The organism is Streptomyces sp. SID10853 (assembly GCF_010548145.1).
Taxonomy (GTDB): Bacteria; Actinomycetota; Actinomycetes; order Streptomycetales; family Streptomycetaceae; genus Streptomyces.
Map to the genome: position 1 here is coordinate 1 of NZ_JAAGLN010000321.1, position 6,353 is coordinate 6,353.

Annotated in this window: 6 protein-coding genes; 3 read left to right on the forward strand and 3 right to left on the reverse strand. The window is 72.2% G+C overall.

All coding sequences use genetic code 11. The features are described 5' to 3' along the window. The coding region (locus G3I19_RS37090; protein WP_203600898.1) for an ATP-binding protein at positions 1 to 2,253 on the forward strand (2,253 nt) is incomplete at its 5' end. 68 nt (positions 2,254 to 2,321) lie between these two features. Here the strand turns inward: G3I19_RS37090 and nucS are convergent. Next, positions 2,322 to 2,993 carry an endonuclease NucS gene (gene nucS, locus G3I19_RS33475; protein WP_164267471.1) on the reverse strand — a complete coding sequence of 224 codons (672 nt, stop codon included), beginning with the start codon at positions 2,991 to 2,993 and terminating at the stop codon, positions 2,322 to 2,324. Between the two features lie 214 nt (positions 2,994 to 3,207). Between nucS and G3I19_RS33480 the strand changes: the two genes are divergently transcribed. Then, positions 3,208 to 3,600 carry an SCO5389 family protein gene (locus G3I19_RS33480; protein ID WP_164267472.1) on the forward strand — a complete coding sequence of 131 codons (393 nt, stop codon included), beginning with the start codon at positions 3,208 to 3,210 and terminating at the stop codon, positions 3,598 to 3,600. 105 nt (positions 3,601 to 3,705) lie between these two features. Here G3I19_RS33480 and G3I19_RS33485 read toward each other — a convergent pair whose 3' ends face one another. Then, a complete protein-coding gene (locus tag G3I19_RS33485) occupies positions 3,706 to 4,737 on the reverse strand; it encodes an LLM class flavin-dependent oxidoreductase (protein WP_164267473.1) in 1,032 nt (343 codons plus the stop codon). Between the two features lie 251 nt (positions 4,738 to 4,988). Here G3I19_RS33485 and G3I19_RS33490 point away from each other — a divergent pair, with 251 nt between their 5' ends. Next, a complete protein-coding gene (locus G3I19_RS33490; RefSeq protein ID WP_164267474.1) occupies positions 4,989 to 5,321 on the forward strand; it encodes an ATP/GTP-binding protein in 333 nt (110 codons plus the stop codon). 98 nt (positions 5,322 to 5,419) lie between these two features. Here G3I19_RS33490 and G3I19_RS33495 read toward each other — a convergent pair whose 3' ends face one another. Continuing rightward, on the reverse strand, positions 5,420 to 6,286 hold the full coding sequence (locus G3I19_RS33495; protein ID WP_164267475.1) for an ABC transporter permease subunit: 867 nt from the start codon (positions 6,284 to 6,286) through the stop codon (positions 5,420 to 5,422). Between the last annotated feature and the right edge of the window lie 67 nt (positions 6,287 to 6,353).

The following is a 6,353-nucleotide window of genomic DNA, read 5'->3' on the forward strand; positions in this document are numbered from 1 at the left end:
CAGGAGGAGCACGAGCGGCTCGTACGCCTGCTGGCGCGCGGGCGTTCCGTCCGGCTGACCGGCGCGGCGGGCTCCGGCCGTACCTCGCTGCTCGACGCCGTGGCCCGGGACTGCGCGGGCTTCGCCCCCGACGGGGTCGTACGGCTCTCCGGATACCACCGCACCCCCGCCGACCTCCTGTACGGGCTCTTCGCCGCCGTCCACCGCGCCCCCCTGCACCGGCCCGACAGGTCCGAGCTGCTCACCCTGGTGCGCGGGATCGGCGCGATCGTCGTCCTGGACGACCTGGAGTTCGGCGGAGCCGCCCTGGAGGAGCTGCTCGACGCCACCCCCGAGTGCGCCTTCCTGCTCTCCGCCACCCCCGACGTGGCCGCCCCGCTCCCCGAGTCCCTCCTGGAGGAGGTCTTCCTCGGCGGTCTCGGGCGCAGCGCATCGCTCGACCTCCTGGAGCGCGCCGTGGAGCGGCCGCTCACCGAGGAGGAGGCCAACTGGGCGGGCGACCTGTGGTTCGAGTCCGAGGGGCTGCCGCTGCGCTTCGTCCAGGCGGGCGCACTGCTGCGCCGGCGCGACCTGCCGCGTACGGCCCCGGGCGCGTACCCCGGCACCGACGACCTTCCGACAACCGGGCCCGTGGACACCGGCGGCCCGGCCGGTGACACCCCCGGCGTACCGCTGCCCACCCTCGGCCAGGGCGCGGCGCCCGCGCAGCTGCTCGCCGAGGGGCTGAGCGAATCGGCGCGGGCCACGCTGGCCTTCGCCGTCGCCCTCGGCGGCGAGGTGCCGCACCAGGCCCATCTGCCCGCCCTGGTCGGTGACACCCATGCCGACACGGCGGTGGGGGAGCTGGCCGGGTCCGGGCTGCTCTCCCCGGCCGGTTCGCACTACCGGCTGGCCGCCGGGGTGGTCCAGCAGCTGGAGGTCGGGGGGTACGCCGACGACTCCACCGGTCATGCGCTGACCGCCGCCCAGCACTACGCGTGGTGGGCCGGGCACCCCTCGGTGGCACCCGAGCGGGCCACCGCCGAAGCGGACGCCGTCCTCGCCGCGATGACCGCACTCGTACCGGGCACGGAGGCCGGACACCCCAGCGCCGCCGTGCTGCTGGCCCGCAGCGCCGCTCCCGCCTTCGCGGCCGGACTGCACTGGAACGCCTGGGAGCGCGCCCTGCGGACCGGCCAGGAGGCCGCCAGGCTCTCCGGCGAGGTCGCCGAAGAGGCGTACTTCCACCACGAGTTGGGCGTACTGGCGCTCTGCACCGGCAATCCGGACCGGGCCCTGGCCGAACTGGAGGCGTCGATAGCGCTGCGCGGCGCGCTGGCCGACAAGGCGGGCACGGTCGCGGGGCGCAGGGCCCTCGCGCTCATCGCCGACCGCTCGGGAGCCGCGTCACTCGGCGGCTACGTGCCCGGCGCTCCGGGCGACACCCCGCCGCAGGGGGCCGGGACCGTGACGCCCGCGTACGAGACCACGCCCCCGCCGCCCGTCGGCACGGGCGCGGCAGGCGCCGTCGTCTCGCTCTCCCCGGTGCCGCCCGACGACCACATCACCCTGGCCACCCCGCAGGTGACCCCGGCGAGCGCCGCTCCGCAGAGCCGGCGCCGTACGGTATTCGGCGGCGCCCGGCGCAATCTGGTCGCGGCCGGAGCCGGTGTGCTGCTCGCCGGAGTGCTGGGCACCGTGGTGACCCTCGGCGCGACGGGCGACAGCGACTCAGGACCCGGCGACACCGGTCCTGGCCGCTCGGTCAACGACAACAGCGGCAAGGACGGGATGAGCGCGGACGAGCCCACGCTGTCCACACCTGGTACATCGGACGGCTCGACCGGCAGCGGTGCCACCGGCCCCGCCACGTCCTCCGGCCCGAGCGCCACCGACAGCGGCCGGCCCACCGGGAGCAGCACACCGTCGGACGGGGCGTCGTCACCGGGCGACAAGCCCTCGTCACCGTCGGACAAACCGTCCGGCTCCGGGAAGCCCCCCACGCAGCCCTCGCACACGCCGCCGACCAAGCCCTCGCACTCACCGCCCAGCAGCCCGTCCACGCCGCCGAGCGACCCGCCCGGCAGCCCGAGCCCCAGCCCGTCGGACTCCACGCCCGACGACCCGCCGCCGGCGGACTCGCCCTCGTCCACGCAGAGCGTCATGCGGCCCTCCACGGCCTCCAGCGGGCCCGTGGACAGCAGGAGTCCGGCCACGCCTCCCGCGGACGCGTCCGCGTCCCCATCGAGCGCCTCGGGCCCCGCGGCGGACTGACCGCGCCTCCAGCAGAAGCCCCGGCGGACGCGCTGTCCGCCGGGGCTTCTGCTGTGCCGTGCCCGTTCCTAGAAGAGCCGCAGCTTGTCGTCCTCGATGCCGCGCATCGCGTCGTAGTCGAGCACCACACACTCGATCCCGCGGTCCGTGGCCAGCACCCGTGCCTGCGGCTTGATCTCCTGCGCCGCGAACACGCCCTTCACCGGGGCCAGATGGGGATCCCGGTTCAGCAGTTCCAGATAGCGGGTGAGCTGCTCCACACCGTCGATGTCGCCGCGCCGCTTCAGCTCGACGGCCACGGTCCCGCCGTCCGCGTCCCGGCAGAGGATGTCCACCGGGCCGATCGCCGTCATGTATTCACGCCGAATCAGGGTGTGGCCCTCACCGAGTGTTTCGATCCGGTCGGCGAGGAGTTCCTGGAGGTGGGCCTCCACACCGTCCTTGATGAGCCCCGGGTCGACACCCAGCTCGTGCGAGGAGTCGTGGAGGACCTCCTCCATCGTGATGATGAGCTTCTCGCCCGCCTTGTTCACGACCGTCCACTGACCGGTGTCGTCCCCTGTCCCCTCCTTCAGAGTGCAGGGCGGAGACATCCAGTTGAGGGGCTTGTACGCCCTGTCGTCCGCATGAATCGAGACGCTTCCGTCGGCCTTGACCAGAATCAGGCGCGGAGCGGACGGGAGATGGGCGGTGAGGCGGCCCGCATAGTCGACGGAGCAGCGGGCGATGACGAGACGCATGGTCGGCAACGCTACTCGACATCGCGGCTTGTACGCGATTCGCCCTGAACAACCCCGTTCGTTATTGGCCGGTTGTGTGCCCATTCTCCTGGTGCGGGCGCCTGCGCACGCATACCGTGGAAGCAGGAGGTTGTCGCGCGTGTACTCTGCGTCGCGATTCTCCCGTCCCTGCCCGTAAGGCCCCGGTCCCTCCGGGGTCGCGAGAGGAGAACCCATGTCGCTCGACGTCTCACCGGCCCTACTCGAACAGGCCGAGCGAGGCGAGGTCGATGAAGCCGACTTCATCGACTGCGTCCGGACCTCCCTGCCCTACGCATGGGAGATGATCAGCTCTCTGGCGGTCCAGCTGAAGGTCGACGGCGGCGAGTTCGCCGACAACCAGACGCCTCCCCCCAATGAGCAGGCGCGCGGCCAGCTGCTGCGCGCACTCGCGAGTGACGCGATACGAGGAGCGCTGCAGCGGCATTTCGGAGTGCGCCTGGCATTCCAGAACTGCCACCGTGTGGCGGTCTTCCCGCTGGATCCCTCGGTCGATGAGCGGCTCGGCCGTTTCACCTCGATCAGGGGCCAGCTGCTGAACCAGTCTCCGGAACTCAGGGACTGCTGACGCGCCGGGCTGCCGCTCCGCACCGCTGGAGGTGTCTTGGCTGCTGGAGCGGCAGCGTCCGGTTCCACCGATCAGTGCGACAGCCGGATCAGCGCAACCGCCGGATCAGTGCAACCGCGGGAGGACTTCGGCTCCGATCAGCCGGAGGTTCTCCTCGGTGGCCGCTACATCGCCCGAACCCTCCACCAGCATCGCGAACCGTGTGATGCCGGTCCTCTCCGCCGTGGCCGCGAGCCGGTCGGCAGCCAGACGGGGAGGGCCCACGGGGTGGATCCCGCAGAGCATCTCCGTGTACGCGACCGGGTCCCGCATCGCACGGTGCCTGCCGTCGACGGTCACATGGGCGTCAAGTCCCTGTTTGAGCCACCCCGGCATCGCCTTCACCAGAGTCTCCACCGCGTCGGCCTCGCGGTCCGCGATCTGCGCCACTCCGGCCGCCACATGCCCGGGATCGGCCACGGTGTCGGGCGCAATTCCCGCCGCACGCGCGTGCGTTCGCCACAGGGCGACCATTTCGGCCTTCTCCGTGTCGTCCGAGTGCATCCCGAGCAGCATCGGCAGTCCGCGCCCCGCGGCCAGCCGCACACTGGACGGCGAGGTGCACGCCACGACGACCTCGGGGCCCGGCACTTCACCGCACCGCAGCTCCTGCGGCCTTGGTACGACCGGGACTTCACGGAAGCGGAAGCGCTCACCGTCCGCAGCCACCCGGGACTCGCGCAGCCACCGCAGCAGCAGGTCGAGGGACTCCGGGAAGCCGCTCTCGTACGCGCCGAGCCCCGCGCCGAAGACCTCCAGGTCCACCCAGGGCCCGCCGCGCCCCACACCGAGGCTGAACCGTCCGCCCGATGTGATGTGCAGCAGCGCCGCCTGCTCGCCCAGCGCGACCGGGTGCACGGTCGGCAGCACACTCACCGCCGTACCGACCCGGATCCGACGGGTGCGGCCCAGCATCATCGCGGCCAGCGTCACCGCCGACGGGCACACCCCGTACGGGACGAAGTGGTGCTCGGCCAGCCAGACCGCGTCGAGCCCGGACTCCTCAGCGACCTCGGCCGACCGCACCGCGCGGTGCAGCGCCTCTTCCTGCCCCTGCCCCGGGAACTGGGCTGCCAGTACAAATGCCCCAACACGCATCGCCTTCTGCCTCCTTGCGGCCGACGCGACTCTCCCCTTACTGGCAACAACGCCTGACACGTGCCAAAGGCACGGCCCATCGAGAAGGTGTTGTGATTTTCCGGTAAGCCCGACTTGTGCATGGGGGCGGGTGAAGGAGCGGGGGCTCCGGGGCTTTCACGTTCTCACGGTGAGCGGTACGGATGTGGCGTTCCGCTGCCCGTAGGCTGGACCGAGCGAGAAACTGTCCGGTCTGCCCCGTGAGGTGTTACGTGTCCCCGCGCCGCAACCGTCCCCGTGGGGGCGAGAAGCCGAGCGAGCCCGTCGGCGGAGGCGGGGGACCCGACCGCTTCGGCCTCCAGGCCACCGAGTCCTGGCAGGGTGAGGAGTGGTCGGTCCGTATGGTCAGCGGGGCGAGCGCGCAGGGCAAGCGCTACCGCTGCCCCGGCTGCGACCAGGAGATCCCCTCGGGGGTGCCGCATGTGGTGGCCTGGCCCGAGTACGGCGGGGTCGACGACCGCAGGCACTGGCACAAAGCCTGCTGGAACGCGAAGGACCGCCGCACCTCCCGGGTGCAGCGGTCCCGTAACGCGCCGCGCTACTGACCGGCCGTGCGCGGGCCGCCCCGCACCGGCCGCCCCGCACCGGCCGGCCCGGCTCCGGCGCCGCGGTGTCAGATGTCGCGCTGTCGGACGCCGCGCTGTCAGACGTCGCGGTTGCTGAGTACGGCGAGCGCGCCCGCGTACACCACCGCTGTCACCCCGAGCAGGATCCACAGCGGCTGCCAGCCGGACGGGCCCGTGCTGGAGACGGAGGTGCTGTAGAAGGCGCTGAGCTGGTTGGGGATCGAGTACTCGAAGAGCTTGTCGCGCAGGCCGGACAGTGACCGCGCGAACATGAACAGCGCCAGCACCAGCGGCAGCAGCACCACCCCGAGCATGACCGTGATCGCGCCGGCCGAGTGCCTGATCAGCGAGCCGACGGCCAGCGACAGCAGCCCCAGCAGAGCGACGTAGAGGCTGACGCCGAACGTCGCGCGGATCCACTGCCCGCCGTCCGGCGCCCCGGCACCGGTGCCCTTGAGCATGGCGTACTGGAACATCGCGACCAGCGAGGTCGTCACCAGCAGGATCACGAACGCCAGCAGGAAGAAGACGATCGCCTTCGCCGTGAGCACCCGGGCCCGGCTGGGGCAGGCGGTCAGGGTCGTGCGGATCATGCCGGTGCCGTACTCGGAGGCCACCGTCAGCACGCCGAGCGTGACGACGCACATGGAGCCGAGCAGCACACCGAAGAAGCCCATGCTCAGCACCGGGGTGCCGTTCATGGTGGAGCCGGACGACCTGATCGCGACCGTCGACAGCAGGCCGATGCCGAAGACCAGCACGATCAGCACGCCGAGCGTCCACACCGTGGAGCGGACCGACTTGATCTTCGTCCACTCCGAAGCGATGGCATGCCCGATGTGCGCGTCGGTCACCGGGATCGGGGAGACGTAGTACGGCGTCTGCGGGGGCCGGGGCGGCTGCTGCTGCGGCGGCTGGAACGGCGCGGGTGCGGGGATCGTCATCGGGGGTCCTCCGGGGCGTGAGCGGGCGCGGGGGCGGCGGCCTGCGGCGCTGTGGGGCCGGCGGCGG